Here is a 24,750-nt window from a genome sequence, read left to right as displayed (position 1 = left end):
TGCCGTGCTGCGCATCGCCGTGCCCAACAAGGGCGTCCTGAGCGAGCCTGCGGCGGAGATGCTCACCGAGAGCGGCTACCGCCAGCGCCGCAGCACCAAGGACCTCGCCGTCTTCGACCCGGAGAACGACACCGAGTTCTTCTACCTGCGGCCGCGCGACATCGCGGTGTACGTGGCCGCCGGCACGCTGGACGTCGGCATCACCGGCCGCGACATGCTGCTGGAGACCGCGCCGGCCGACGGTGAGGGTCCGGCCGCCGTCGAGGTCATGCCGCTGGGGTTCGGCCGCTCGTCGTTCCGCTTCGCCTCCCCGGTGGAGTCGGGCATCGAGCGGGTCGACCAGCTGGCCGGCAAGCGCATCGCCACCGCCTACCCGGTGCTGCTGCAGCGCTTCCTGGACGACGCCGGCATCTCCGCGGGCGTGGTCAAGCTCGACGGCGCCGTGGAGACCGCCTGCCGCCTCGGGGTGGCCGAGGCCGTCTGCGACGTCGTCGAGACCGGGACGACGCTGCGGGCCGCGGGGCTGCACATCATCGGGGACCCGGTGCTCACCAGCGAGGCGGTGCTCGTCCGCCGGGAGGGCGCCGAGGAGATCCCGGCCGTCGCCCAGCTGCGTCGCCGGCTGCGCGGTGTCCTGGTCGCCCGGCAGTACGTGATGCTCGACTACGACTGCCCGAACGACCTGCTCGAGAAGGCCACCGCCGTCACCCCGGGCATCGAGGGCCCCACGGTCAGCCCACTGCAGACGCCGGGCTGGTCGGCGGTGCGCGCGATGATCGCCCGGACCGAGACCAACCGGGTGATGGACGAGCTGTGGGAGCTCGGGGCCCGCGCCATCCTGGTCACCAGCATCCACGCCTCCCGCATCTAGCCGGCCCCGTCCCGAGGGACGGGGCCGCGCTGCTCGTCACCCCCGTGGGGGCAGCGGTGGAACCCCGCGGCGGAGCGGGACGTCGGTGGGGTATGCGACGTGTGCTGCTCCTGGCCCTCCTGCTCCCGGCGTTCGTGCTCGGCGCCTGCGGCGCCGGGACGGAGGGCGGGGACGACGTTTCCACCGGCACCAGCACCGGCTCGTCGGCTGGCGGCACCGCGACCGACGACGGCGCCGGATCGGGCATCGCGCAGGCCGAGACCGACCTCCGCATCGAGGTGGACCTCGGCGACGGCACGCCGCCCCGGACGTGGACGCTCACCTGCGTCGGCGTCGCCGAGGGCAGCCACCCGGAGCCGGAGGCGGCGTGCGCGCACCTGGACGGCATGACGGAGCCGTTCGCCCCGTTGCCGGAGGACATGATGTGCACCGAGCAGTACGGCGGTCCGCAGACCGCCCACATCACCGGCCGGTGGCGCGGCGAGCCGGTCGACCTCCAGCTCTCCCGCGTCGACCGCTGCCGGATCACCCAGTGGGACAGCTTCGGACCGGTCCTCCCCGTCGACGTCGGCGGGGACGGCGCCGTGGGGGGTCTCCCGGCGCCGCTGGGCTGACCGGTTGCGGGGCGCTCAGCGCGTGCGCATCGTCCGGTCGACGAGGTCGATCGCGGTGCACAGGCCCAGAGCCATGGCGCGGCCGCTCGTGGCCCCGGTGGCCAGGAGCCGCTCGATCGCGGGTGCCAGCGGGCGCTCGCCGACCAGCCCGCGCAGGACCGCGGCGTACTCGCCGCTCACCTGGCCGGCGGCCGCGTGCCGCAGCAGCGCCCGGGAGAGCTCCGTGGTGCGGCCGGCGGCGAGCGAGCAGACACCGGCGGCGAACCGGTCGGCCGCCGGGTGCCCCAGCAGGACCAGCCCCGCGATGGTGCCGGCCATGACGTCGTCACCGGCGGGGGTGAGCCCCGGCCCGAGCCCGACCAGCCGGGTGGCCGTGCGCAGGGCGGCCTCGAGGTCGGCGCGGCGGACGGCGCCGCGCAGGGCCGCCAGCGGGCCACCGGGACCGGTGGGGAGCCCGGGCAGCGTGAACGAGCTGTGCGGCACGCCCTCGCCGTAGAGGGTGGTGCGCAGCTGCCGCACCCCCTCGGGCAGGAGCGCCGGGCGGCCACCGGGCAGCCGGGGCCGCGGGTCCCACCACGCGGCCGCGCTGACCGCGAGGTCGCCCACGACGACCCGTCCGGCCCCCACCTCGGCGGGCGCGCCGGTGGGCACGGCCACGAGCGGCCGGCCGTTGCTCGGCCGGAAGAGCACGCAGCCCAGGGGGAGGCGCGCGGCGTCGCTGGTGAGAATGCCGACGACGTCGCCGCCGCCGCGTTCGCCCGTGACCTGGACGTAGACCGCGGCCGGCCCGGTGAGCAGCACCCGCGCGGGGCGCACCGGGCCCCGCAGCAGCTCTGCGACGCCCGTGCTCGCCGCGGCCGGGACCGCGGCGGGGGTCCCGGCCGCCGCTGCCATCCGTGCCGCCGCACGGGCCGACTCGCGGGGCAGGGGGATCGTCGGCAGCCCGGCGCGTGCTGCGCGGCCTCGGAGTGCCGGGCCCGAGTCGGGGCCGGTACGGACTTCGGTGTCGTCGATCGCGCGCATGTGTCGCCCTCCACCCGACGGGACGACGGAGACCGGTGGATCGGCCCCCGCTCCTCGGTCCACCCCGCCTGCCGGGACGATGCGCGCGACCGCTGACGGAGCGCCTACCATCCAGCGAGCGGGTGGATCGAGGTCGAACCTAAGCGGCGCGTCGCACGCCCTCTTATGGCGGATGTCGCCAAGAATGGGCTTCGGCGTCCAGGGACACCTGACAGGATCCTGTGGTGTGGCACCCTGGACGACGACTGGAAGGGGATGCCTCGTGACCCGGAGTGACGTGTCGGACGTAACAGCGACTCAGGGTAATGGAACCGCCCCGTTCCGTCGCAATTGGGCTGTCGCCGAGTCGCCGCGGATCGAGCCGCGCGACGACCGCGCGAGCTGGCAGCACCGGATGGGCCTCACCGTCGAGGAGGCGCTCGGGCTCGCGGTGCTCCAGGGCGCCACCGTGACCGCCGGCGCCTCCGGGCTGAGCCGGGCGATCCGGCACATGGTGGTCGACGACCCGGCCGAGCCGCTGGCCGCCGCCGGTCCCGACGTCCTCGTCGTGCTGGGCGCCCGCCTCCCGCCGGCCGACCCGGCGAACTACCGGGCCCTGGTCGAGCGGCTCGACGTCGCAGGTACCGCGGCGCTGGCCTACCGGCGCACCGACGGGCCCGTGCCCCTGCCCCCCGAGGTGCTCGCCGAGGCCGACCGCCGCGGCCTGCCGGTGCTGGCCCTGCCCCCGAACGCCCGGCTGGACGAGATCGTCTCCGCGGTGCTCGGCGCGGTGGTCGCCAAGCAGGGGCAGGCGCTCGCGCTGTCCTCGCGCATGGACCACGAGTTCATCGGGGTGGCCCTCACCGGCGGCGGGCTGGCCGAGGTGACCCAGCGGCTGGCCGTGATGCTCGAGGGCGCGGCCGTGCTCGGCCTGGGGCCCGACCGCGAGGTGGTCACCAGCGCGGGCCCGCGGGAGGACGTCGCCGAGATCAGCGACTGGCTGTGGCTCCTCGACGCTGCCGCCGACGACGCGCTCGCCGAGCTGACCCCGTCCCGCCGGCTCTCCGGCGTCCGGGCCGACCAGACCGTCGTCACCCCGGCCGACGTGCTCGCCGACGCCGACCTCTCGCCGGCCGACGGCATCCTGCTCGTGCCGGGCCACCACCAGCTGCCCGGCGGGGTGGGGGAGTACGCGGTCGCGCCGATCATGGCCGGGGACCAGCGGCACGGCTGGCTGGTCGCGGTGCACCGGACCGGCGCGATGATGCTGGGCGCCGGCGGTGTGCTGGAGCGGGCCGCCGTCATCGCCGCCCTGTCGGTCATCCGCCTGCAGGCGGTGCACTCGGTCGAGCTGCGGTTCCAGGGGGACCTGGTGCGCCGGCTGGTCGGCGGCTCGGTCGGGCACACCGAGCGGACCCTGGCCTACACCCGCTCCTTCGGCTGGCGCCTGGACGGGCCGGTCGCCGTCCTCGTCACCGCGACGGAGACCGTCGCCGACGCGGCGGCCGACCCGACCCGCGCCCTCGACGTGCTCGACCGGCTGGCCGACGGCTGGCGGGCGGCCCTGGAGTCGGAGGTGGCGGGGGCCGCCGTCGCCGGGCTGGCGACCGAGATCGTGACGCTGCTGCCGCTGGACGGCCGCACGCCGGAGGAGCTGTCTGCCCTGGTGTCGGCGGTGACCTCCCGGGTCAACGGGCGGCTGCGCCGGGTGGGCCGGCTGCTCGGCACCGGTATCGGCCGCCCCGGCGGCTCGCTGTCGGAGCTCGCCGAGGCGCACCGGCAGGCGCAGCGCGCGCTCGGCGTCGGCCAGGAGATCCACGGCGGCTCCGCGGTCACGCACTTCGACCAGCTCGGGGTGTTCCGGCTGCTGTCGCTGATCCCCGACAGCACCGAGCTGCGCTCCTACGTCGACGAGGTGCTCGGCTCGCTGGCCGACGCCGGCGACGCCGACTCCGCCGACCTGCGCGAGACGCTCCGGGTGCTGCTCGAGACCAACCTCAACGTCGCGGAGTCGGCCCGCCGGCTGCACTTCCACTACAACACCATGCGGTACCGGATCGGGAAGCTCGAGCGCATGCTCGGCCCCTTCACCACCGACCCGACCCTGCGGCTGAACCTGCTGCTGGCGCTGCACGCCGCCCGGATGCGCGGTCTGGACCAGCCGGCCCGGCCGCCGCTGGACGGCGGGCTGGCGCTGCCCGACGACGGGTTCGAGGCCCTGGTCTGAGCGCCCGGCCACCGCGGGGCCGTGCCCGGGGAGCGGGGCGGCCAAGGGCCGGGCAGGGTGGTGCGGGGTGCCGCACGGGGCGGCCCGGGAGGAGATCCGCATGACCGAGGCCGAACGTCCGCTCGCGGGCAAGGTGGCCCTGGTGACCGGGGCGTCGTCGGGGATCGGGGAGGCGACCGCGGTCGCCCTCGCCGGGGCCGGTGCCGCCGTCGCCATCGGGGCCCGGCGCACCGACCGGCTCGACGCCCTGGCCGGGCGGCTCCGCGACGAGGGCGCGTCCTTGCTGCAGCTGGCGCTCGACGTCACCGACGAGCGGGCCTGCGCCGACGCCGTCGCGCGCACGCGGTCGGAGCTGGGCGGCCTCGACGTCCTGGTGAACAACGCCGGCGTGATGCTGCTGGGCACCATCGCCGGTGCGGACACCGAGGACTGGCGCCGGATGATCCAGACCAACGTCATGGGCGTCCTGTACATGACCCACGCGGCCCTCGACGGGATGGTCGAGCAGGGCTCCGGCGACATCGTGAACATGTCCAGCGTCGCCGGACGGCAGGCCCGCAAGGGCGCCGGCGTCTACAACGCCAGCAAGTGGGCGGTGAACGCGTTCAGCGAGTCGCTGCGGCAGGAGGTCACCGGCCGCGGCGTGCGGATCGGGCTGGTGGAGCCGGGCGCGGTCAGCACCGAGCTCACCGAGCACATCACCCAGCCGGAGGCCAAGGCGGCCTCGGAGCGGATGTACACGAGCATGCGCGCCCTGCACGCCGAGGACATCGCCCGGGCCGTCCTCTACCTGGTCACCCAGCCGCCGCACGTGGCGGTCAACGAGGTGCTGGTCCGCCCCACCGACCAGGAGCGCTGAGCCCGCTCCAGGGCGTCCTGGCTCACCTGGTGGGGTCCTGGCTCAGGGTCGGTGGTGAGCCAGGACCCGTGGTGATCAGGTCACCTGATCATCACGGGTCAGTCGCGGAAGACCTCGATGTCGGCGCCCATCTCGACCAGCCGCTCGTAGAGCTGCTCGTAGCCGCGGGCGATGATGTCGACGTTGCGCAGCACCGAGGTGCCCTTCGCCGCCAGCATGGCCAGCAGGATGCACACGGCCGGCCGCAGCGCCGGCGGGCAGACCACCTCGGCGCTCGACCACCGCGTCGGGCCGGTGACCAGCACCCGGTGGGGGTCGAGCAGCCGGACGTCGGCGCCCAGCCGGGTGAGGTCGGAGAGGTGGATCGCCCGGTTGTCGTAGACCCAGTCGTGGATGAGCGTCGAGCCGTGCGCCTGCGCCGCGATCACGGCGAAGAACGGCAGGTTGTCGATGTTCAGGCCCGGGAACGGCATCGGGTGCACCTTGTCGATGGGCGCCTTCAGCTCCGACGGGTGGATGGTGATGTCGGCCAGCCGGGTGTGCCCGTTGTCGGCCAGGTACTCCGGGGAGAGGTCGTAGCGCAGGCCCATCTCGGCCAGCACCGCGAGCTCCACCTCGAGGAACTCCACCGGCGCCCGCGCCACGGTCAACTCCGACCCGGTCACGATGCCGGCGGTGAGCAGGCTCATCGCCTCCACCGGGTCCTCGCTGATCGTGTAGTCGACGTCGGCGTCCAGCACGGGGCGGCCGTGCACGACCAGGGTGGTGGAGCCCAGCCCCTCGACCCCGACGCCGAGCAGCTGCAGGTACAGGCAGAGATCCTGGACCATGTAGTTGGAGCTGGCGTTGCGGATGGTCGTCGTGCCGTCCGCGCGGGCCGCGGCCAGCAGGGCGTTCTCGGTGACGGTGTCCCCGCGTTCGGTGAGGACGATCGTGCGGTCGGCGGCGCCCGGACCCTCGACGCGTGCCTGGTACTCGCCGGCGTGCGCCTCGATCTCCAGCCCGAAGGGGCGCAGCGCGATCATGTGCGGCTGGACGGTGCGGGTGCCCAGGTCGCAGCCGCCGGCGTAGGGCAGCCGGAAGGTGGCCTCCCGGTGCAGCAGCGGGCCCAGGAACATGATGATGCTGCGGGTCCGGCGGGCCGCGTCGGCGTCGATGCCGTCGAGGTCCAGCTCCTCGGGGACGAGCAGCGTCAGGTCGTGCCCCTCCTCGTCCCACGTCGCCGAGACGCCGATCGAGCGCAGCACGTCGAGGATCCGCTCGACCTCCACGATCCGGGAGACGTTGCGCAGCGTCGTCCGGCCGCGGTTGAGCAGCGCGGCGCACAGCAGGGCGACGGCGGCGTTCTTCGACGACTTCACCGCGACCCGGCCCCGCAGCGGCCGCCCGCCGGTCACCCGCAGGTGGGCGGGGCCGGCCGGGCCGAGGCTGATCAGCTCGCTGTCGAGGGCCGCGGAGAGCCGGCCGAGGAAGTCGAGGGTGAGGTTCTGGCTGCCCTGCTCGATCCGGGCGACGGCGCTCTGGCTGGTGCTCAGCCGGTCGGCGAGCTGCTGCTGGGTGAGCCCGCGATGCCGGCGGGCGTCGCGGACCAGGGCCCCGATCCGTCGCATGCCGGTGTCGGACGCAGAGTCGAGAGGGTGCACCGCGTCACGTTATCTCACAGCTGAGATGAGGGCTGCACGCCACAGAGCGCGGTCACCAGGTGCAGCCGCCGGTCACCGGGCCCGGTCAGGGGCGGGAGCAGCAGGGTCGGCACCCCGGCGTCCACGGCTGCCCCGTCGGGCCGGGACCGGTCACCGACCATGACCGCCTCGGCGGCACGGACGCCGAGCGCGTCGAGCGTGCGGGTGAACATGCGCGGGTCGGGCTTCTGCAGGCCCTGCTCGAACGAGAGCGTGAAGACGTCGACACACCCATCCAGGCCGGCGGCGGCGAAGGCGGGACGGATGTCGACGTGCACGTCGCTCACCACCGCGAGCCGCAGCCCCCCGGCGCGCAGGGCACGCAGGGTCTCCGGGACGTCGGTGGCGAAGGCGTTGCGGAACGGGTCGGACTCCACGGCGTAGAGGGATTCCGCCAGGGCGTCGTCCAGCCCCAGCCGGGCGAACACCCGACGGTAGGTGCGGCGGTGCACGCCGGCGTCGCTGTCCACGCCGGGGCCGTCCAGCTCCTCCTCCGCGGCCCGGAGCGACGACGCGATCGCGGCAACCTGCCCGGCGGGCCCGTGCGCCGCTGGACCGGACCGCGGGACACTGCTGCGGTGGACGTACTGGTCACCGGCGGCACGGGCCGCCTCGGGCGGCACCTGGTGCCGCAGCTGCGGGACGCCGGGCACGTGGTTCGGCAGATGTCACGCCGGGGCACCGGCCCGGGCGGGGTGCGGGGCGACCTGGCCACGGGACGCGACCTCGGGGCGGCGCTCGCCGGTGCCGAGGTGGTCGTGCACGCGGCCAGCGATCCCCGCGGGAACCCGTGGGAGGTCGACGTCGCCGGCACCCGTCGCCTGGTGGAGGCCGTCGACCGGTCCCGGCTGCGCCACCTGGTCCACGTGTCCATCGTCGGCGTGGACCGGGTGCCGCTCGGCTACTACCGGGCCAAGTACGCAGCCGAGCAGGTGCTGCTGGCCTCCGGGCTGCCGGTCACGCTGGTGCGGATCACCCAGTTCCACGGGTTCGTCGACGAGCTGCTGGGCACCGCACGGCGCGGCCGGCTGCTGCCGGTGCCCATGGGGTGGCGGGTGTGCCCGGTCGACGTCGCCGAGGCGGCCGCGCACCTGACCGGGCTGGCGGCCGCGGCGCCCTCGGGCGGGGTGGTGGAGTTCGCCGGCCCCGAGGAGCACACGGTCGCCGACCTCGCCCGGGCATGGGCCCAGGTGCGGGCACCGAACGCGCGGGTCGTGGCCACCCCGGTGCCGGGCCGGCTGGGCGCCGCGCTCCGCGACGGCGCGGCGCTGCCCGTGCGCGGTGCCCGCGGCCGGCGCACCTGGGCCGAGCACCTCCACGGCTGAGCCCCCCCCGACCGCAGCGTTCCTGCCAGTCCCCGGAGCAGGTGCGCCAGCCCGGATGCGGTGTCCGGAAACCGCCGGTGTTCCGTCGTCCGCCCGTCCTAGGGTCCGGTCGTGACCAGCCCCGACGCAGCCGCTCCCGACGGCCGCACGCTCCTCGCCGTCGTCGTCACCGTGCTCGCCTGGGCCTCGGCCTTCGTCGGCATCCGCGCCGTCGGGGACGACCTCTCGCCCGGTGCGCTCGCGCTGGGCCGGCTGCTCGTCGGCACGCTCGTGCTGGGCCTGCTGGTCGCCCGCCGCGGCTGGGTGCGGCCCACGGCGCGGGACTGGCGCCTGCTCGCCGTCTGCGGCGTCGGCTGGTTCGCCGTCTACAACGTGGCGCTCAACGCCGCCGAGCAGCACCTCGACGCCGGGACGACGGCGATGCTGGTCAACATCGGGCCGATCCTCATCGCCGTCTTCGCCGGGCTGTGGCTCGGCGAGGGGTTCCCGCGGTGGCTGGTGGTCGGGCTCGCCGTCGCGTTCGGCGGCGTGCTGCTGATCGGCGCCGCGACCCGGGGCGCCGAGGCCGACCTGGCCGGCGTCGTCCTCTGCGTCGTCGCCGCGGTCACCTACGCAGTGGGCGTGGTCGCGCAGAAGCCGCTGCTGCGCCGCCTGCCCGGGCTGCAGGTCACCTTCACCGCCTGCGCGATCGGGGCGCTGTGCTGCCTGCCGTGGGCCGGCGCCCTGGTCGCCGACCTGGGCGCTGCGCCGGCGGCCTCGGTGGCCGGCATGGTCTACCTGGGCGTCGTGCCGACGGCGCTGGCCTTCAGCACCTGGGCCTACGCGCTGTCCCGGATGGACGCCGGCCGGCTGGGCGTCACGACCTACCTGGTGCCGCCGCTGGTCATCCTGCTCGGCTGGCTGCTGCTGGGGGAGACGCCGCCGGCGCTGGCGCTGGCCGGGGGAGCGGTGTGCCTGGCCGGGGTGGCGGTGTCGCGCCGGCGGCCCCGACCGCTGGTCCCGGCGGCGGGTGCGCCCCCGGCCCGGGCCGGTGCCGCCGATCCCAGGTAGGCGGGCGCGGTTCGGCGACCGGGTGTGCAGGACGCCGGAGCGATGGGGTAGGCACGCACCGGGGTCATCGTCGATGGCCGATCGAGGCGAGCGGCCGGGAGGTTCGTGGTGGAGGAGCAGGACTGGGCGCAGGTGGTGGCGGCGGCCACGCGGGCGCCGTCGATCCACAACACGCAGCCGTGGCGGTTCGTGGCCCGGCCCGACCGGCTCGAGCTGTTCCTCGACCCGGACCGCGCGCTACCGGTGCTGGACCCGAGCGCGCGGCAGCAGGTCATCAGCTGCGGCATCGCCCTGGAGTTCGCGGTGGTCGCCCTCGCGGTCCGGGGGTGGGCCGCCGACGTCGAGGAGCTGCCCGACGCCACCGAGCCCACCCGGCTCGCGAGCGTCCGGGTGGCGCTGGGGGGCGACGCGTCTCCCGGCGACCGGGCGCTGGCCGAGGCGATCGACCACCGGCACACCGTGCGCGCGCCGTTCGAGGCCCGCGCCGTGCCCGACGACCTGGTGGCGCGGCTGCAGGGCGAGGCACGCGCCTTCGGCGCGTGGCTGAAGCCGATCACGCGCTCCGAGGAGGAGGTCGCCACCGTCTTCCTGATCTCCCGGGCCGAGGAGATGGAGCAGGGCGACCCCGCCTACCTGGCCGAGCTGGAGAGCTGGCTGCGCACCGACCCGGCCGCCGTGGACGGGGTGCCGCTCGGGGCGGTGCCGAGCGGGGACCCGCACGAGCGGGCCTCGAACTGGCTGATCCGGGACTTCGTCGCCGGCCACCGGGAGCAGCACGTGTTCCGGGCCGCCGGCGACCCCGCCGCCCCGCCGCCGGAGGTGGAACGCCCGGCTGTCGTGCTGATGGGCACCGACGGCGACGACCGCGCTGCCTGGCTGCGGTCGGGGCGGGCGCTGGGCCGGGTGCTGCTGCAGCTCACCGCCGCCGGCCTGGTCGCCTCGCCGCTCACCCAAGCCCTCGACTGGCCGGCAACCCGCACCCGGATGCAGTCCCGGCTGTCCCTGGTCGGCCATCCCCAGATGCTGCTGCGCATGGGGTACCCGCGGCAGCCCGACCCGGACGCGCCGCCGCCCGCGGTCAGCGGCCGGCGGCCGGTGGGTGACGTGCTGCGCTACGAGCCCGCCGGCTGATCCGGAGGGCTCCGGTCACCGCTGCCGGGGAGCGGGCGCCCAGGGGTCGTCCGGATCGATGTCGTCCGGCCCGGGCTCCCCGGTGCGGGCTCCGCCGGCGGGGGCGTCCCCGACCCGGGACGCCCCCGCGCCCCGTCCCGCGGCGTTCTCCAGCGCGGCATTCTCCAGCGCGGCATCGCGCGCACGGGCCTCCTCGGACCGGCGGAGCTGCTCCCGCTCCCGCTCGGCCCGCATCGACGACTCCTCGGGCGCCGCGTCGCCGCGCCGGGCCAGCCACCACAGCGCGCCCCCGGTGAGCGCGAGCCCGAGCGGCAGCGGGTACGCCGCGGCGCGCTCCGTGCCGCCCTCGCCGAGGAACCCGGTGACGCCGGTCAGGAAGAAGATCGTCGCGGCGATCGCCACCATGCCGAGCAGGACGACGATCGTGCCCACGGCCTCGGACCGGGGCCGGACCGCGTAGGCCAGCGTCACCAGACCCAGCCCGCCGCCCACCAGGTAGAGGACGGCGCCGACGGCGTGCAGCGTGCTGTTGCCGTCGGTGGGGAACACCCCGACCAGCAGCACGCCCAGGGCCGACGCGCCCAGGAGGACCGGCACCGCCCGGGCCGCGCTGCCGCGCAGCGCGGGGCCCAGCAGCAGGGCGCCGCCCAGGATCAGCGCCGCCTGCACCACGAACGAGGCGTTCATCAGCTGCCGGGCCGCGGAGTCGCTCGCGCCCAGCGCGCTGATGACGTCGTCGATGCGCGAGTAGGGGCCGGCGTAGCGGGCCTGGGCGACGGCCTCCACGACGAAGAACTGGAGGGTCAGCAGCCAGACGAGGGCGCCCCAGCGCAGGCGGTTCGGGATCACGCCCGCCATGGTCCCAGGCGGGCTCCGCCCACCCGGGCGAGGACCGCGGCGAACTGGCCCGCCGACAGCCAGGAGGGGTTGCTGCCGGCGGCCATGCGGACGACCTCCGCACCGGCGAACGCCGGGTCGGCCAGCAGCTCGGCCCGGGGGACCGGCTCGTCGAGCAGCCGCACGCGGACGGCGACGGACGGGCCGCCCGGCCCCTCGTCCACGTGGTCGGCCACGGTCCCGAGGGCGTGCACGCCGGGGCGCTGCCGGCCGCTGAGCCACAGCAGGCACGGCTGTCCCGGCGTCAGGAGGTCGAGCCGGTAGGACGGACGGACGCACCGGTCCAGCAGCCGCTCCTCCCCGGCGCGCCACCCGGGGGACAGCTCCCGGGGGTCGGTGGCGGTCTTGAGCACCCAGCAGGCGACGTCCCCCGGGGTCAGCCGGGCCACGTCGTCAGCCCCCCGTGCGCCGGTGGTGCGGTCCCGGCGCACGCGGGCCGGGAGCGCACCACCCGGGCGCCGCGCTCAGTCGGTGGCCGAGTGCAGCTCGGCGCCGGCGGGGTCGGCGTCGTCGGACCCGACCGCCTGGCGCTCCTGCTCGGTGCGGTGCTCGAGCACCTCGTCGTTCGGGTGCGGGTCCTTCGCGTGCTGCGTGCGGTCGCGGGTCGGGTGCTCCTGCGGCTCCATGACGTCGTCGAGGTTCGGGGTGTCGTGGGGGCCGGTCATCGTGGCGTCCTCCGGTCTGTCGGGATGTGGGTCGGGAGGGGCCATAGCCGCGACCCGCCCCGGCTAACCGGGAGGACGATCACCTCGGCTCCAGCCGGGCAGCCGGCAGCCAGGCCTCCACCAGTGCCGGTCCGTGCGGGCCGCTCAGTGCGTAGGTGACGCGGCCCTGCCAGCCGCCGTCGCGCTGCTGCCACTCCACGAGCAGGCCGGGCCAGGTGCCCGGGGCCTCCGGCGGGTCGTGCACCCAGCAGTGCCGGCCCTCGCCGCCCCCGCCCACCGGCCGGCCGGTCGCGGCGGGGAGCGGTGGGGGCTCCGGCAGCGCGGGGCGCGGGAGCTGCGGACCGACCCCCGACTCCGCCGCCCGCTCGCCCAGGGACCGGCCGCCGCGTCCCCGCTGCATCCCGCCTGCCATGGAGGAAGTCTCGCACGTCGATCGAACACACGTTCGACGACGTCCCGTCGTGCCCCGGAACGGCAACGGGCGCCCTCCGCACAGTGCGGAGGGCGCCCGTGTCCGGGTCAGCGGGTCAGGAGACGGGGGTGATCCGCCCCTCGCCGCCGAGGGGGTAGTCGGCCGCGCTCACGAGGCCGCCGAGGTCCTCGACCAGGTAGGTCTCGAGGGCCTCCTGGTAGGTCACCGGCAGGACGGTGAACTCGACGCCGTCGAAGGGGTAGCCGTCACCGCCGCGGAGCAGGAAGTCGATCGTGGCGACGGAGATGGTCGCCAGCGCGCCGGTGGGCGCGCCGTTCTCCACCAGGACGGTCCCGTCGTCCAGGACCAGGTCGACGATCCGCGAGCCCGCGGGCTGCGCGGGGTCGTAGCTCACCTGGTAGCCGGCCGCCTGGGCGAAGGAACCCGCCGGCTGCAGGACCCCGTCGGTGACGCCGCCGGAGAGGCCGTGCTCGACGCCGGCGATGAACGTCTCGACCGGCATGGCCGGTGCGACGCCGACGAAGTTGGAGAACGGCAGCACCGTGTAGGTGTCCAGAGCGGTGATCTCGCCGGCCGGGATGACCGAGGCGTTGCGGATGCCGCCGCCGTTCTGCAGGGCGACGACCGGTGCCGTCACGCCGAGGGCGTCGGCCTCGCGCTGACCGGCGGCGAGCAGGGCATCCGTGGCGAGGTTGCCGAGGTTGGTCTCCTGGCTGCGGACGTCGTCGCGGATGCCGTTGAGGTCGACCTCCGACGTGGCCACCACCTGCTCGGCCAGGTCCGCGACGTACTCCTCCACCGGCCGGACGACCTGCCGGAGCACACCCTGGTTCGGCGCGACGGCGTCCGGTCCCTGGGCCACCACCGGGATCGGGCGGGACACGTCGTCGTGCACCGTCAGGAGCTCGCCGGCCGCGTCGAACGTCACGACCAGGCGGCCGACGTAGCTGTAGAGCGCGTTGGTGGTGACGACCGGGACGACCTCGCCGTCGGCGTCGGTCGGGGTCAGCGGGTAGGAGCCGTACGGCGTTCCCCCGTTGGGGGCCAGCGGGTCGCCCTCGTCGGCGAGCAGCTCGTGGCCGCCACCGCCGACGATGACGTCGACACCGCTGAGCTGGCCGGCGAGGGCCACCTCGTTGTCGATGTCCTGCAGGTGCGAGACGAGCACGACCTTGTCGACGCCGGCGGCCTCGTACGCGGCGGCCTGGGCGTTGGCGATCGCGGCGAGGTCGGGGTCCACCGTCACGCCGCGGGAGCTGGTGAGCCGGGGCAGCTCCGGCGTGGTGAGGCCGATGAAGCCGATCTGCTCCCCGCGCTCGGTGACGACGTGCGAGGTGACGATGGTGCCGTCCTCGACCTGGGCCAGGAGGGCCGGCTCGTCCGCGAAGCCGAGGTTGCTGGAGACGATCGTCGTCTGCGGGCGCAGGTCACCGATCCACTCGGCGAAGAAGTCCGGGCCGAGGTCGAAGTCGTGGTTGCCCGGGATCGACACGTCGAAGCGCGCCGCGTTGAACGCGGTGGCGTCGTAGATCGGGCGCCGGGAGTCCTCGCTGGCGGCCAGCTGCGGCCCGGGGAGGAAGTTGTCGCCGGCGGAGATGGTGACGACGCCGCGCTTCTTGGCCTGGCCCTCGGTCCGCGGGCCGGTCAGGGCCAGGATCTGCTGCTGCCGGATCAGCTCGACGAAGCGGTCGACGCCGCCGTAGGTCTCGCCGTCCTCGGTGGTGGGCAGCAGCGCGGACTCGAGGTCGTTGGCGTGCAGCAGCGTGAGGGTGAAGTCGGGCTGGGGGGCTGCAGCGGGCGCGGCCGTGGCGGTGCCCGCGAGGCCGCTGCCGGCGAGGGCGGCGGCAGCCACGGTCGCCACGACGGTGCCGCGGCGCAGGTGAGTCAGGGACATGACGCTCCGAGGTCGGTGGGGCAGGCGGGGCGAGCGTCACACCGAAAGGTGAACGGCGCATGACCGGTTAACGATCTGTGATGCATTGCATAGCAGGACCGTTCCGTCACGTGAACGTCACCTTCCGTGGTGCGGCTCGTCACCCGATCGGCTTACCGTCTCGGCGTCTCCCCGACCGTCCGGAAGGACTACTCCGTGCTCGTACGCATCGGCAGTCCGCGCGTCGTCGCGCGCCGCACTGCTCTCGGCTCCCTCGCCGCCTCCATGGCGGTGGTGGGCCTGCCCGCTTTCGCCCTGGCGGCGCCGCCGACCACCCCGTTCATCTCCGAGCTCCACTACGACAACACCGGCACCGACGCCGGCGAGTTCGTCGAGGTGCAGCTCCCCGCCGGCACCACCTCGGCCGGGCTGTCCGTGGTCCTCTACAACGGCAACAACGGCGCGGTGTACGACACCGACGCGCTGCCCGTGGTGACCGCGCCCGCGGACGCCCCGGCCGTCGCCGTCGTCGAGTACCCGGCCAACGGCGTCCAGAACGGTGCCCCGGACGGCCTCGCCCTGGTGGCCGCGGACGGCACCGTTCTCGAGTTCCTCTCCTACGAGGGGACGATGACCGCCGTCGGCGGTCCGGCCGACGGGACGACCAGCACCGAGATCGGCGTCAGCGAGGCCGGCAGCGAGCCGGTCGGGCAGTCGCTGTCCCGCAGCTACGACGCCGCCACCGACGCCCTCGTCTGGTCCGGCCCGGCCGCGGCCACCCCGGGTGCGGTGAACGCCGCACCGACCCCGGTCGAGCCGCCGCCGGCCGCCGGCGAGGTCTGCGGCACCCCCGTGAGCCACGAGATCGGCGAGGTCCAGGGCACCGGCGCGACCACCCCGCTGGCCGGCTCCACGGTGACCGTGCAGGGCGTCGTCGTGGGCGACGTCCCCGGGCTCTCCGGCTTCTACCTGCAGGACGTCGACGGTGACGGCGACGACGCCACCTCCGACGGCGTCTTCGTCTTCTCCTCGGTCGAGGTGGACCTCGGCGACACGGTCGCGGTGACCGGAGCTGCCGAGGAGTACTACGAGCAGACCCAGGTCAGCGCCGGGTCGGCCGTCGGCGTCTGCGCCGACGGCACCGCCGCGGACCTGCCGGCGCCGGCCCCGCTGGACCTGCCCGCGGACGACGCCGCCCGCGAGCGGCTCGAGGGCATGCGCGTCGCCCCGGCCGACACCCTGACCGTCAGCGAGGTCTACGACCTCACCAGCTACGGCGAGCTCACCCTGTCCGAGGGCGGCCTGCTGGTGCAGCCGACCGAGCTGGCCCGTCCCGGAGCCGGTGCGGAGGCGATCGCGGCGGAGAACGCGCTGCGCAGCATCACCCTGGACGACGCGGTGAGCAGCCGGGTCAGCGTCACCACCGCCCCCTACCTGTCGCCGGAGACCCCGGTCCGGGTCGGCGACGAGCTGACCTTCACCGAGCCGCTGGTGCTCGGCTACGGGTTCGACGCCTGGCGGCTGCAGCCGGCCGACGGCACCGCGGACGGCGTCTTCGCGCCGCAGAACACCCGCCCGGCGGCACCGGAGGCGGTGGGCGGTGACGTCCAGGTGGGCGCGTTCAACGTGCTGAACTACTTCCTCACCTTCGGTGGGGTCGGCCGCGGTGCCCCGAACCAGGCCGAGCTCGAGGAGCAGGCCGGCAAGATCGTGCCGGCGATCAACGCCCTGGGCGCCGACGTCGTCACGCTGATGGAGATCGAGGACACCGACTCCAGCGGCCTCACCCCGGGGAACGCGGACACCGCGCTGGCCGACCTGGTGGCCCGGCTGAACGCCGACGCCGGCTCCGAGAAGTGGGCCTACGTGCCGTTCCCCGAGGAGCTGTACGCGGTCGAGCGGGACGTGATCCGCAACGCGATCATCTACCAGGACGACGTCGTCCTGCCGGTCGGCGACCCGGTGGGCCTCGTGGACGAGACGGTCTGGGGCAACGCCCGCGAGCCGATCGCCCAGACGTTCACCAAGGACGGCGACGCCTTCACCGTGGTGGCCAACCACTTCAAGTCCAAGGGCGGCACCGGCACCGGTGACAACGCCGACACCGGCCAGGGCAGCTTCAACGGCGACCGGGTGCGGCAGGCGGAGTCGCTGGCGGCCTTCGCCGACCAGCTGGAGGCGCAGACCGGTGACCCGGACGTCCTGCTGATGGGCGACTTCAACGCCTACACCCAGGAGGACCCGATCGAGACCCTGCGCGAGGAGGGCTTCGTCGACCTCGGTGAGCAGTTCGACCCGGGCCGCTACAGCTACGTGTTCGACGCGCTCTCCGGCTCGCTGGACCACGCGCTGGCCACGGCCGAGCTCACCGCCAAGGTGACCGAGGTCGCGCACTGGAACATCAACTCGGTGGAGTCGTTCGCCTACCAGTACTCGGGCGACCCGGCGCTCTACGCCCCGACCCCGTACCGCTCCAGCGACCACGACCCGCTGGTGCTGGGGATCGACCTGGAGGAGCGCTGCCAGGGGCTGCTGCCGACCATTCTCGGCACGGAGGGGAAGGACGTCCTCTCCGGCGGGAACGGCCGGGACGTGATCATGGGCCTCGGCGGGAACGACGAGATCCGCGGCCGCAACGGGGAGGACGTCATCTGCGGTGGCGCCGGCAACGACCGGCTCGCCGGTGAGAACGGCGAGGACGTGCTGTCGGGCGGCTTCGGCGACGACGTGCTCTACGGCGGCAACGGCGACGACGTGCTCGTCGGTGGCCCGGGCACCGACCGGCTCGAGCAGGGTCGCGGGACCGGCACGCACACGCCGGACGGCGCCGAGTCCTGACCTGACCAGCTCCTGACGCGCGCCGGCGCGGCACCTCGTCGAGGTGCCGCGCCGGTCGCGTTCGGGAGGTCAGTCGCTGGCCAGGCCCTCGGCGAGGGTGCGGGCGACCGTCTGCAGCAGGGGGTGCGCCGGCAGGTCCTCCACGAGGACCGGGAGGGGCAGCGACCAGTTGGGCCGGTCCCCGGCTCCGGGCATGTTCGGCCGGCGCTGCTCGCCGACGGCGTCGTCCAGCGTCGCCGACAGCAGCAACGCCGGCGCCGTCGCCAGCAGGGCGTGCGCCTGCTCCACCGCCTGCTCCACCGTGGCGTCGTCGGAGAGCCCCGGCAGGTGCGCCAGCAGCGAGCTGCGCCCGCGCTCGAGCTCCTCGTCGGTGCCGGTCCCGTGCTCCCGCTGCTCGTCGACGTCGGCCTCGGTCCACAGCCCCGCGACGGTCGGCAGGTCGTGGGTGGTGATCGCGGCCATGGCCTCGGCCGGCCACTGCGCGGGGGCGTCGTCCTCGAACCACAGCAGCCGGTAGGACAACACCCCGTGCTCGGCCATGGCCTCGCGGACGCCGTCCTCGACGGTGCCGAGGTCCTCGCCGACGACGAGGGCCTGCGCCCGGTGGCTCTCCAGCGCGACGATGTCCAGCAGGTCCTCGGCCGGATAGCGGACGTAGGCGCCGTCGGCGGCGCTGCCGTCCGACGGCACCCACCACAGCCGGAACAGGCCCATGACGTGGTCGATGCGCAGCCCGCCCGCGCCGGCGATGGTGGCCCGGATGGACTGGACGAACGGCTCGTAGTCGGCGTCGCGCAGCCGCCAGGGGATCAGCGGCGGGGAGCCCCAGTCCTGGCCGGCGGAGTTGAACGCGTCCGGCGGTGCACCGACGCTGACGCCGTCGGCGAGCACCTCCTGCCACGCCCAGGCGTCGGCGCCGCCGCCGGCGAACCCGATCGGCAGGTCCTGGATGACGGTCATGCCGTCGGTGGCCGCGGTGAACTGCAGCTCCAGCGCCCACTGCAGCCAGGCGTGGAACGCGACGACCGCCCCGTGCTGCTCGGCGTAGGCGGTCACGCCGGGGCCGTCGGGCCGGCGCAGATCGGCCGGCCAGGTGTGCCAGTCGGCGCCGTGCTCCTCGCTGATCGCCGCCCAGGTGGCCCAGTCCTGCAGCGTCGGCCCCTGCTCCTCCCGCCAGCGGGCGAAGGCCTCCCCGCCGCCGTGGGCGAAGAAGATCCGCATGAGCACCTCGCGCTTGCGTGCCCAGATCGCGTCCCGGTCGATCAGCGCGCCGTCGGACAGGGCCCGGCCGGCGTCGGGCTCCAGGTCGACGCCCTCGGCGCCGGGCACCTCGTCGACCCGCAGGTAGATCGGGTTGCGGAACCGGCGGGTCGCCGGCAGGTAGGGGCTCGCCTCCTGCTCGGCGATCGGCGCCACGGCGTGCAGCGGGTTGATCAGCACGAACCCCGCGCCCTGCTCGGCGGCCATGTGCCGGATGCTGCGCAGGTCGCCCAGGTCGCCGATGCCCCAGCTGTCCCGGCCGCGAGCGGCGTACAGCTGCACGGCCCAGCCCCAGGCCCGGTCGTCGGGCAGCCAGCAGCGGCCCGGCGACACGATCAGCCGGCGCCGGTGGCCCTGCGGCGACTGCAGCCAGTGGTACCCGAGCGGGAAGTCGTCGGGCAGCTCGCCGTCGACGTGCCGGACCTCGCCGTCCTCGCACACGACGTCGGCCTCGTCGATCTCCAGCACGTCCCCGGGACGGGCCACGATCGGCGCCCGCTCCTCGAGGTCGGCCGGCGGTTCGCCGATGATCGCCCGCAGCTTCTCGATGGTCTCCTGCGCTACCTGGTGCTCCTCGTCGAGCGCGTCGAGCCAGCTCGCGTCGATGCCCCGGTCGTCGGTCGTCGGCTTCGTCGTCACCCCGCGATCCTCGCCGGGGCGGAGGAAGCCCGCAGCCTCAGGTGCGGGGCCGGGCGCGTGACGTCGCTCGCTTCGTGGCCGGAGCGGCCGCCGGGTCCTCGGGCCAGGGGTGCCGGGGGTAGCGGCCACGGAGCTCGCTGCGGACGGTGGGATACCCGGTGACCCAGAAGCCGGCGAGGTCCGCGGTGGTGGCCACGGGTCGCTGGGCGGGGGAGAGCAGCTGCAGCCGCAGCGGCCGCCCGGCCACCAGCGGGGCCCGTGTCCAGCCGAACACCTCCTGGACCCGCACCGAGAGGGTGGGCACGTCCGGATCGGTGTAGTCGACCCGGATCCGTGATCCGGTGGGTACCGGGACCGTGTCGGGGACCACGGTGTCCAGTTCGCCGGCCACCTGCCAGGGCACCAGCGCCCGCAGGGCCGCGACGACGTCGATGCGGGCCAGGTCGGCCCGGCTGCGCGCACCGGAGACGTCGACGGCGGCCAGGAGCGCCGCGTCGTCGACGGCCGGCCACGGGCTCCCGAGCCCGCTGTGGGCCGCCGCCAGGCGCTCGCGCAGCCGTCGGGCGGCGGGGGTCCAGCGGAGCAGCCCGAGGCCCTCCTGGCGCAGCCCCTCGGCGACGGCGGCGGCCACGTCGGCGCGGTCGGGATCGCGCAGCGGGCGCTCGGTCAGCACGATCGCGCCCAGCCGCTCCACGCGGGTGCTGCGGACGTCCCCGTCGCGCCAGGACACCTCGTCCTGCTCCCGGTGCAACGCCCCGGCGGCCTCCAGCGCGGTCGCCTCGTCGATGGCCACGGCCGCGCGCACCCGGGCGTCGCGCCGGCCGGGGGACCGGTCGGCGACGGCGATCGCCAGCCACGGCGCCGCGGTGAGCGCCGTGCCGGGCGGCAGCTCGGCGCCGGTGCCGGCGGCCATGAGGTACGTGCCGGTGGTCCCCGGCCGGCGCCGGGCGATCCGTTCGGGGTGGGCCAGGCCGACCACCAGGCCGGCCACGGTGTCGTCGGGAAGGCGGGGCGCTGCCGTGTCCGGGACGGCTCGCTCCAGGCGGGTGACCTCCTCCCGCCAGCGGCCGGTGGCGCCGCGGTCGCTCCCTGCCCGCAGTCCCCGCCAGGTCGCGACCAGGTCGTCGCTGCGGAACGCGAGGTCGGCGGAGAGCAGCCCGACCACCTCCGCCGCCCGGCGGAGGCCCACGAGTGGAGCACCGTCGAGCAGCGCGCGGGCCAGGCGGGGGTGCACCCCGACGGCGGTCAGCGTGCGGCCCCGGGCGGTCGCCCGGCCGTCGTCGTCCACCGCGCCGAGGTCGTGCAGCGTCTGCCCGGCCACGGTCAGGGCCGCCGCCGGTGGCGGGTCGAGCAGGGCGAGGCCCGTCCCTCCGGGCGCTCCCCAGCACGCCAGCTCCAGCACGAAGGCGGTGAGGTCGGCGACGGCCACCTCCGGTTCGTCGTGGGCGGGGAGCCGGTCGTGCTCGGCGGGGGTCCAGCAGCGGTAGACCGCACCGGGCCCCTCCCGGCCGGCGCGGCCGGACCGCTGGGTGACGGCCGCGCGGGAGGCCCGCACGGTGACCAGCGAGCCGAGGCCGCGCGACAGGTCGGCCCGCGGCACCCGGGACAACCCGGCGTCGACGACGACGCGGACCCCGGGCACGGTCAGGCTGCTCTCCGCCAGCGCCGTGGCCAGGACCACCCGGCGGCGGGGCCCCGGTCGCAGCGCGGCGTCCTGCGCCGCGGCGGGCAGCCGGCCGTGCAGGGGCAGCACGTCGGCGTCCGGTCCGCCCAGCCGGCCGGCGACCGTGCCGATCTCGCCGGCGCCCGGCAGGAAGACGAGCACGTCCCCGGCCTGCTCCGCCAGCGCCCGGCGGACGGTCGCGGCGACGTGGTCGAGCAGGCGCGGGTCGACCCGCAGGCCGTGGGGTGGATCGACCGGGCCGGGAGGCGGGGCCCAGCGGACGTCGACCTCGTGCAGCGCCCCGGTCGCCGCGACGACGGGGGCCGGTGCGCCGTCCCCGCCGAGCAGGGCGGCCAGCCGTTCCGCCTGGGCGGTCGCCGACATGGCGAGCAGCCGCAGGTCCGGGCGCAGCGTGTCGCGCACGTCGAGGCAGAACGCCAGCGCCAGGTCGGTGTCCAGGTGCCGTTCGTGGCACTCGTCGAGGACCACCCCGTCGACGCCGGCCAGCTCCGGATCGGCCTGCAGGCGACGGACCAGCAGGCCGGTGGTGACCACCTCGACGCGGGTGGCGGCGCTGCGCCGGCTATCCCCGCGCACGCTGTACCCCACCCGTCCGCCGACGGGCTCGCCCAGCAGCGCGGCCATCCGGCGGGCGGCGGCGCGGGCGGCGACGCGGCGCGGCTCGGCGACGACGACGCGGCCGGCCACCGCACCGGCCAGGGCGAGCGGGACGAGCGTCGTCTTCCCGGTCCCGGGCGGGGCCACCAGCACGGCGCTCCCACGGGCGGACAGCGCGTCCGCCAGCGCGGGCAGCGCGGAGCGGACCGGCAGATCGGTGCCGGGCGTCCCGGGCGGTGGCAGCACGGGTCCAGTCTCGCGTGGATCCGGTCCGCCGCGGGGACGGTGCCGGCGGTGCCCCGGCGCTCACCCGTTGGGGGAGCGCGGGTCGTCCCGCGGTTCAGCCGCCCGGCCCCGCCGTCGAAGACCCCGGGGACCGGGAGAGGGCGGTACCGATGGCCGACGGAGCTCCGCGATGGTCAGGCCGGCGCGCCCGCGTGGGCGGCTGGCTGGTCGTCGCCGTCCTCGTGCTGGGCGCGCACCTGGCCCTGGACGGGACGCCGTTCGCGCAGCTGCTCTACCTCGTCGTCCTCCTCGGCGCGTCCACCGCGGCCTGGTCCGGCGTCCGCAGGGGCCCCGGGGGGCCCGCCCGGCTGCTGATCGCGCTCGGGTTGACCGCCTCCGCCCTCGGCGACGTGCTCTGGGAGCTGCTGGCCCGGCTCGGCGCGGACGTGGACCTCTCCGTGGCCGACATCCCGTACCTGGCCTCCTACGTCGTCCTCGCCGCCGCGCTCACCAGCATGGCGGGCACCCAGGGGCAGTCCTCCCGGCGCCGCTTCGACGGCTGGATCGACGCCGTCGTCGTCTTCGTCGCCGTGCTGCTCGTGATGTGGGACCTCACCGTCGCCGAGACCATGGCCGACTCGTCCCAGCCGCTGGCCGCCCGCCTGGTGTGGGCCCTCTACCCGGCCCTGGACGCCGCGCTCATCGCGCTGGTGTTCCGGGTGATGGCCGGCAGCGGGCGCCAGGACCGGGGAGCCCTGGCGGTCGCCGCCGGTGCCGCCTGCTGGCTGGCCTCCGACGTCGCCTACCTGCTCGCCGCCGACCCGGAGTCGACCCCGGCGGCGCTGGAGACCGGCTGGATGCTGGGCGCCGTGCTGCTGGCCGTGGCCGCTCGGTCCCGGCCGGCCCCGGCCGGGACCGAGCCCGGCCCGAGCGCGGGACGGGCCGGCCACGGCCGGCTCGCGGTGTGCCTCGCTGCGCTGCTCGTCCCGGGCGGCCTCGAGCTGGCCCACGACCTGACCGGCCGGGACGAGACCCCGCTGACGCTCTTCGGGGCGACCCTGTTGCTCGTCCTGTTGGTGTTCGCGCGCACCGCCCGGCTGCTGACGGCGGAGGCGGAGGCGCGCGCCCTGGTCCGGGCGCAGGCACGGCACTTCGCGGCCCTCGCCGCGCACTCCTCCGACGCGGTCGTCGTCATCGACCGCGGGGGCCGGCTCCGGGGGGACCCGACGCAGCTGGCCACCCTGCTCGGGGTGGAGGTGACGCCGGGCTTCATGGGCGGTGACCTGGTGCGCGGGGCCGGGCTGGACGTGGCCGCGGCTCGGGACGTCTTCCGGCAGGCGCTGGTGGCCGACGGCGCGGTGGTGAGCGCTGAACTGCGCCGGCAGTGGCACGGCCAGGAGCTGTGGCTCGGCGTCCGGCTGGTCGACCTCTCCGCCGATCCGGACGTGCAGGGCGTCGTCGTCCACGCCACCGACATCACCGAGCGCAAGCGGGCCGAGCAGACGCTGGCCCACCAGGCCTTCCACGACGGGCTGACCGGTCTGGCGAACCGGGCGCTGTTCACCGAGCGGATCCAGCAGGCCCTGCGCCGGAACGCCCGGCACGGCGAGACCGCCGCCGTCGTCTACATCGATCTCGACGGCTTCAAGGCCGTCAACGACAGCCTGGGCCACCAGGCCGGGGACGCGCTGCTGCAGCAGGTGGCGCGGCGGCTGGCGGCGGCGGTGCGCGAGGAGGACACGCTGGCCCGCCTCGGCGGCGACGAGTTCGCCGTCCTGGTCGAGCACGTCCGGGACGGCGCCGAGGCGGCCGCGGCGGGAGACCGCCTGCTCGCCGAGCTGGAGCGACCGGTCCTGATCGGCCGCCAGGCGGTCACCGTCTCGGGCAGCGTGGGCGTCGCGCTGAGCGATCCCGCCTCGACGAGCGACTCGCTGGTCCGGGACGCCGACATCGCCATGTACAGCGCGAAGTCCGCCGGGCGCGGGCAGGTCGCCGTCTTCGACCCGGCGATGCGCGCGGCGGTCCTGGAGCAGCGGGCGATGGAGGGCCAGCTGCAGGGCGCCCTGGCCGGCGGGGAACTGCGGCTGGTCTACCAGCCGGTCGTCGACCTGGCCGGGAACTCGGTGGTCGGCTTCGAGGCCCTGCTGCGCTGGCACTCGCCGGTGCTCGGCACGGTGCCGCCCGACCGGTTCATCCCCGTCGCCGAGGACCTGGACCTCATCGGTGGGATCGGCTCCTGGGTGCTCCGGGAGGCGTGCGCGGCCGCCGCCCGGTGGCGCGCCCGGTACCCGGCGGCGGCCGGGCTGACCATGGCGGTCAACGTGTCGGCGGTGCAGTTGTCCGCGCCGGACTTCGTCGCACAGGTCACCGACGCGCTGGCGGTGAGCGGGCTGCCCGCCGGCGCTCTGGTGCTCGAGGTGACCGAGACGGCGCTGGTCCGCGACCCGGACGGCACGGCCGAGCGGCTGGCCGTCCTGCGGGCCCTCGGCGTGCGCCTGGCGCTCGACGACTTCGGCACGGGCTACTCGTCCCTGAGCCACCTCCGGCAGTTCACCGTCGACGTGCTCAAGATCGACCGCTCCTTCATCGCCACCATCGACGGGGCGGCGCTGCCGCCGATCGTCCGGGGGCTGATCGACCTGGGCCGCACCCTCGACCTGGAGATCGTCGCGGAGGGCGTGGAGCTCGACGTCCAGCGCGACCGGCTCCGCGACGCCCGGTGCGACCTGGCCCAGGGGTACCTGTTCGCCGCCCCCATGGGGGCCGACGACGCCGAGTTGTTCCTGCTCGCCCGACCGGCGCCGACGACGGCCGCCGGCGACGGCGCCACGGCCTGACGCCGACGTCCCCGCTGGCCGGAGCGCCGACGGTCCGGTAG

General features: G+C 75.7%; 19 protein-coding genes. 9 read left to right on the top strand and 10 right to left on the bottom strand.

Features of this window, described 5'->3' with window-relative positions; genetic code table 11:
• Positions 1–4: 4 nt before the first annotated feature.
• Both hisG and ACI79T_RS00190 read left to right on the top strand, forming a co-directional pair.
• Complete coding sequence (gene hisG, locus ACI79T_RS00195; RefSeq protein WP_456608025.1) at positions 5–871, top strand: ATP phosphoribosyltransferase; 867 nt, start codon at positions 5–7, stop codon at positions 869–871.
• A 92-nt stretch (positions 872–963) separates the two neighbouring features.
• Positions 964–1,485 (top strand): SSI family serine proteinase inhibitor, encoded by a 522-nt coding sequence (locus tag ACI79T_RS00190; protein ID WP_456608024.1) that lies wholly within the window; start codon positions 964–966, stop codon positions 1,483–1,485.
• A gap of 15 nt (positions 1,486–1,500) precedes the next feature.
• Here the strand turns inward: ACI79T_RS00190 and ACI79T_RS00185 are convergent, their stop codons facing one another.
• Positions 1,501–2,379 carry a DUF2877 domain-containing protein gene (locus ACI79T_RS00185; protein WP_456608023.1) on the bottom strand — a complete coding sequence of 293 codons (879 nt, stop codon included), beginning with the start codon at positions 2,377–2,379 and terminating at the stop codon, positions 1,501–1,503.
• A 523-nt stretch (positions 2,380–2,902) separates the two neighbouring features.
• On the opposite strand from ACI79T_RS00185, the gene ACI79T_RS00180 reads away from it, so the two are divergent.
• Together ACI79T_RS00180 and ACI79T_RS00175 are read left to right on the top strand one after the other, a co-directional pair.
• Positions 2,903–4,714 (top strand): PucR family transcriptional regulator, encoded by a 1,812-nt coding sequence (locus ACI79T_RS00180; protein WP_456608022.1) that lies wholly within the window; start codon positions 2,903–2,905, stop codon positions 4,712–4,714.
• Positions 4,715–4,814: 100 nt separating this feature from the next.
• Positions 4,815–5,573: an SDR family NAD(P)-dependent oxidoreductase gene (locus ACI79T_RS00175; protein WP_456608021.1), complete on the top strand. Its 759-nt coding sequence runs from the start codon at positions 4,815–4,817 to the stop codon at positions 5,571–5,573.
• Between the two features lie 98 nt (positions 5,574–5,671).
• Here the strand turns inward: ACI79T_RS00175 and ACI79T_RS00170 are convergent, their stop codons facing one another.
• A complete protein-coding gene (locus ACI79T_RS00170; protein WP_456608020.1) occupies positions 5,672–7,216 on the bottom strand; it encodes a helix-turn-helix domain-containing protein in 1,545 nt (514 codons plus the stop codon).
• A gap of 14 nt (positions 7,217–7,230) precedes the next feature.
• Positions 7,231–7,908 carry an HAD family hydrolase gene (locus tag ACI79T_RS00165; protein ID WP_456608019.1) on the bottom strand — a complete coding sequence of 226 codons (678 nt, stop codon included), beginning with the start codon at positions 7,906–7,908 and terminating at the stop codon, positions 7,231–7,233.
• On the opposite strand from ACI79T_RS00165, the gene ACI79T_RS00160 reads away from it, so the two are divergent.
• From ACI79T_RS00160 to ACI79T_RS00150, 3 genes are all read left to right on the top strand, one after another.
• Complete coding sequence (locus ACI79T_RS00160; RefSeq protein ID WP_456608018.1) at positions 7,798–8,580, top strand: SDR family oxidoreductase; 783 nt, start codon at positions 7,798–7,800, stop codon at positions 8,578–8,580. The two genes, ACI79T_RS00165 and ACI79T_RS00160, sit on opposite strands and share 111 nt — an antisense overlap.
• 111 nt (positions 8,581–8,691) lie before the next feature.
• The gene (locus ACI79T_RS00155) at positions 8,692–9,630 is read left to right on the top strand and encodes a DMT family transporter (protein ID WP_456608017.1); all 939 of its coding nucleotides are present in this window, start codon (positions 8,692–8,694) and stop codon (positions 9,628–9,630) included.
• A 105-nt stretch (positions 9,631–9,735) separates the two neighbouring features.
• Positions 9,736–10,761, top strand: coding sequence for an Acg family FMN-binding oxidoreductase (locus ACI79T_RS00150; RefSeq protein WP_456608016.1), 1,026 nt, complete (start codon positions 9,736–9,738; stop codon positions 10,759–10,761).
• 15 nt (positions 10,762–10,776) lie between these two features.
• On the opposite strand, the gene ACI79T_RS00145 is transcribed toward ACI79T_RS00150, so the two are convergent.
• The 5 genes from ACI79T_RS00145 to ACI79T_RS00125 form a co-directional block, all read right to left on the bottom strand.
• Complete coding sequence (locus ACI79T_RS00145; RefSeq protein ID WP_456608015.1) at positions 10,777–11,619, bottom strand: DUF998 domain-containing protein; 843 nt, start codon at positions 11,617–11,619, stop codon at positions 10,777–10,779.
• Entirely contained in the window at positions 11,607–12,047 is a 441-nt protein-coding gene (locus tag ACI79T_RS00140; RefSeq protein WP_456608014.1) for a hypothetical protein, read from the bottom strand. Before ACI79T_RS00140 ends, ACI79T_RS00145 begins: the two co-directional genes overlap by 13 nt.
• A gap of 75 nt (positions 12,048–12,122) precedes the next feature.
• Positions 12,123–12,323: a hypothetical protein gene (locus tag ACI79T_RS00135; RefSeq protein WP_456608013.1), complete on the bottom strand. Its 201-nt coding sequence runs from the start codon at positions 12,321–12,323 to the stop codon at positions 12,123–12,125.
• 79 nt (positions 12,324–12,402) lie between these two features.
• Complete coding sequence (locus ACI79T_RS00130) at positions 12,403–12,735, bottom strand: hypothetical protein (RefSeq protein WP_456608012.1); 333 nt, start codon at positions 12,733–12,735, stop codon at positions 12,403–12,405.
• 115 nt (positions 12,736–12,850) lie between these two features.
• Entirely contained in the window at positions 12,851–14,650 is a 1,800-nt protein-coding gene (locus ACI79T_RS00125; protein ID WP_456608011.1) for a bifunctional metallophosphatase/5'-nucleotidase, read from the bottom strand.
• Between the two features lie 195 nt (positions 14,651–14,845).
• On the opposite strand from ACI79T_RS00125, the gene ACI79T_RS00120 reads away from it, so the two are divergent.
• Positions 14,846–17,467 carry an ExeM/NucH family extracellular endonuclease gene (locus ACI79T_RS00120; RefSeq protein ID WP_456608010.1) on the top strand — a complete coding sequence of 874 codons (2,622 nt, stop codon included), beginning with the start codon at positions 14,846–14,848 and terminating at the stop codon, positions 17,465–17,467.
• Positions 17,468–17,536: 69 nt separating this feature from the next.
• Here the strand turns inward: ACI79T_RS00120 and malQ are convergent, their stop codons facing one another.
• Together malQ and hrpB are read right to left on the bottom strand one after the other, a co-directional pair.
• Entirely contained in the window at positions 17,537–19,366 is a 1,830-nt protein-coding gene (gene malQ, locus ACI79T_RS00115) for a 4-alpha-glucanotransferase (protein ID WP_456608009.1), read from the bottom strand.
• 37 nt (positions 19,367–19,403) lie between these two features.
• Complete coding sequence (gene hrpB, locus ACI79T_RS00110; RefSeq protein ID WP_456608008.1) at positions 19,404–21,893, bottom strand: ATP-dependent helicase HrpB; 2,490 nt, start codon at positions 21,891–21,893, stop codon at positions 19,404–19,406.
• A 149-nt stretch (positions 21,894–22,042) separates the two neighbouring features.
• On the opposite strand from hrpB, the gene ACI79T_RS00105 reads away from it, so the two are divergent.
• Positions 22,043–24,709, top strand: coding sequence for a putative bifunctional diguanylate cyclase/phosphodiesterase (locus ACI79T_RS00105; RefSeq protein ID WP_456608007.1), 2,667 nt, complete (start codon positions 22,043–22,045; stop codon positions 24,707–24,709).
• The last annotated feature ends 41 nt before the right edge of the window (positions 24,710–24,750 follow it).

The sequence above is a fragment of the Blastococcus sp. SYSU DS0619 genome (assembly GCF_054051035.1).
This window is presented reverse-complemented; position numbering and strand designations above follow the sequence as displayed.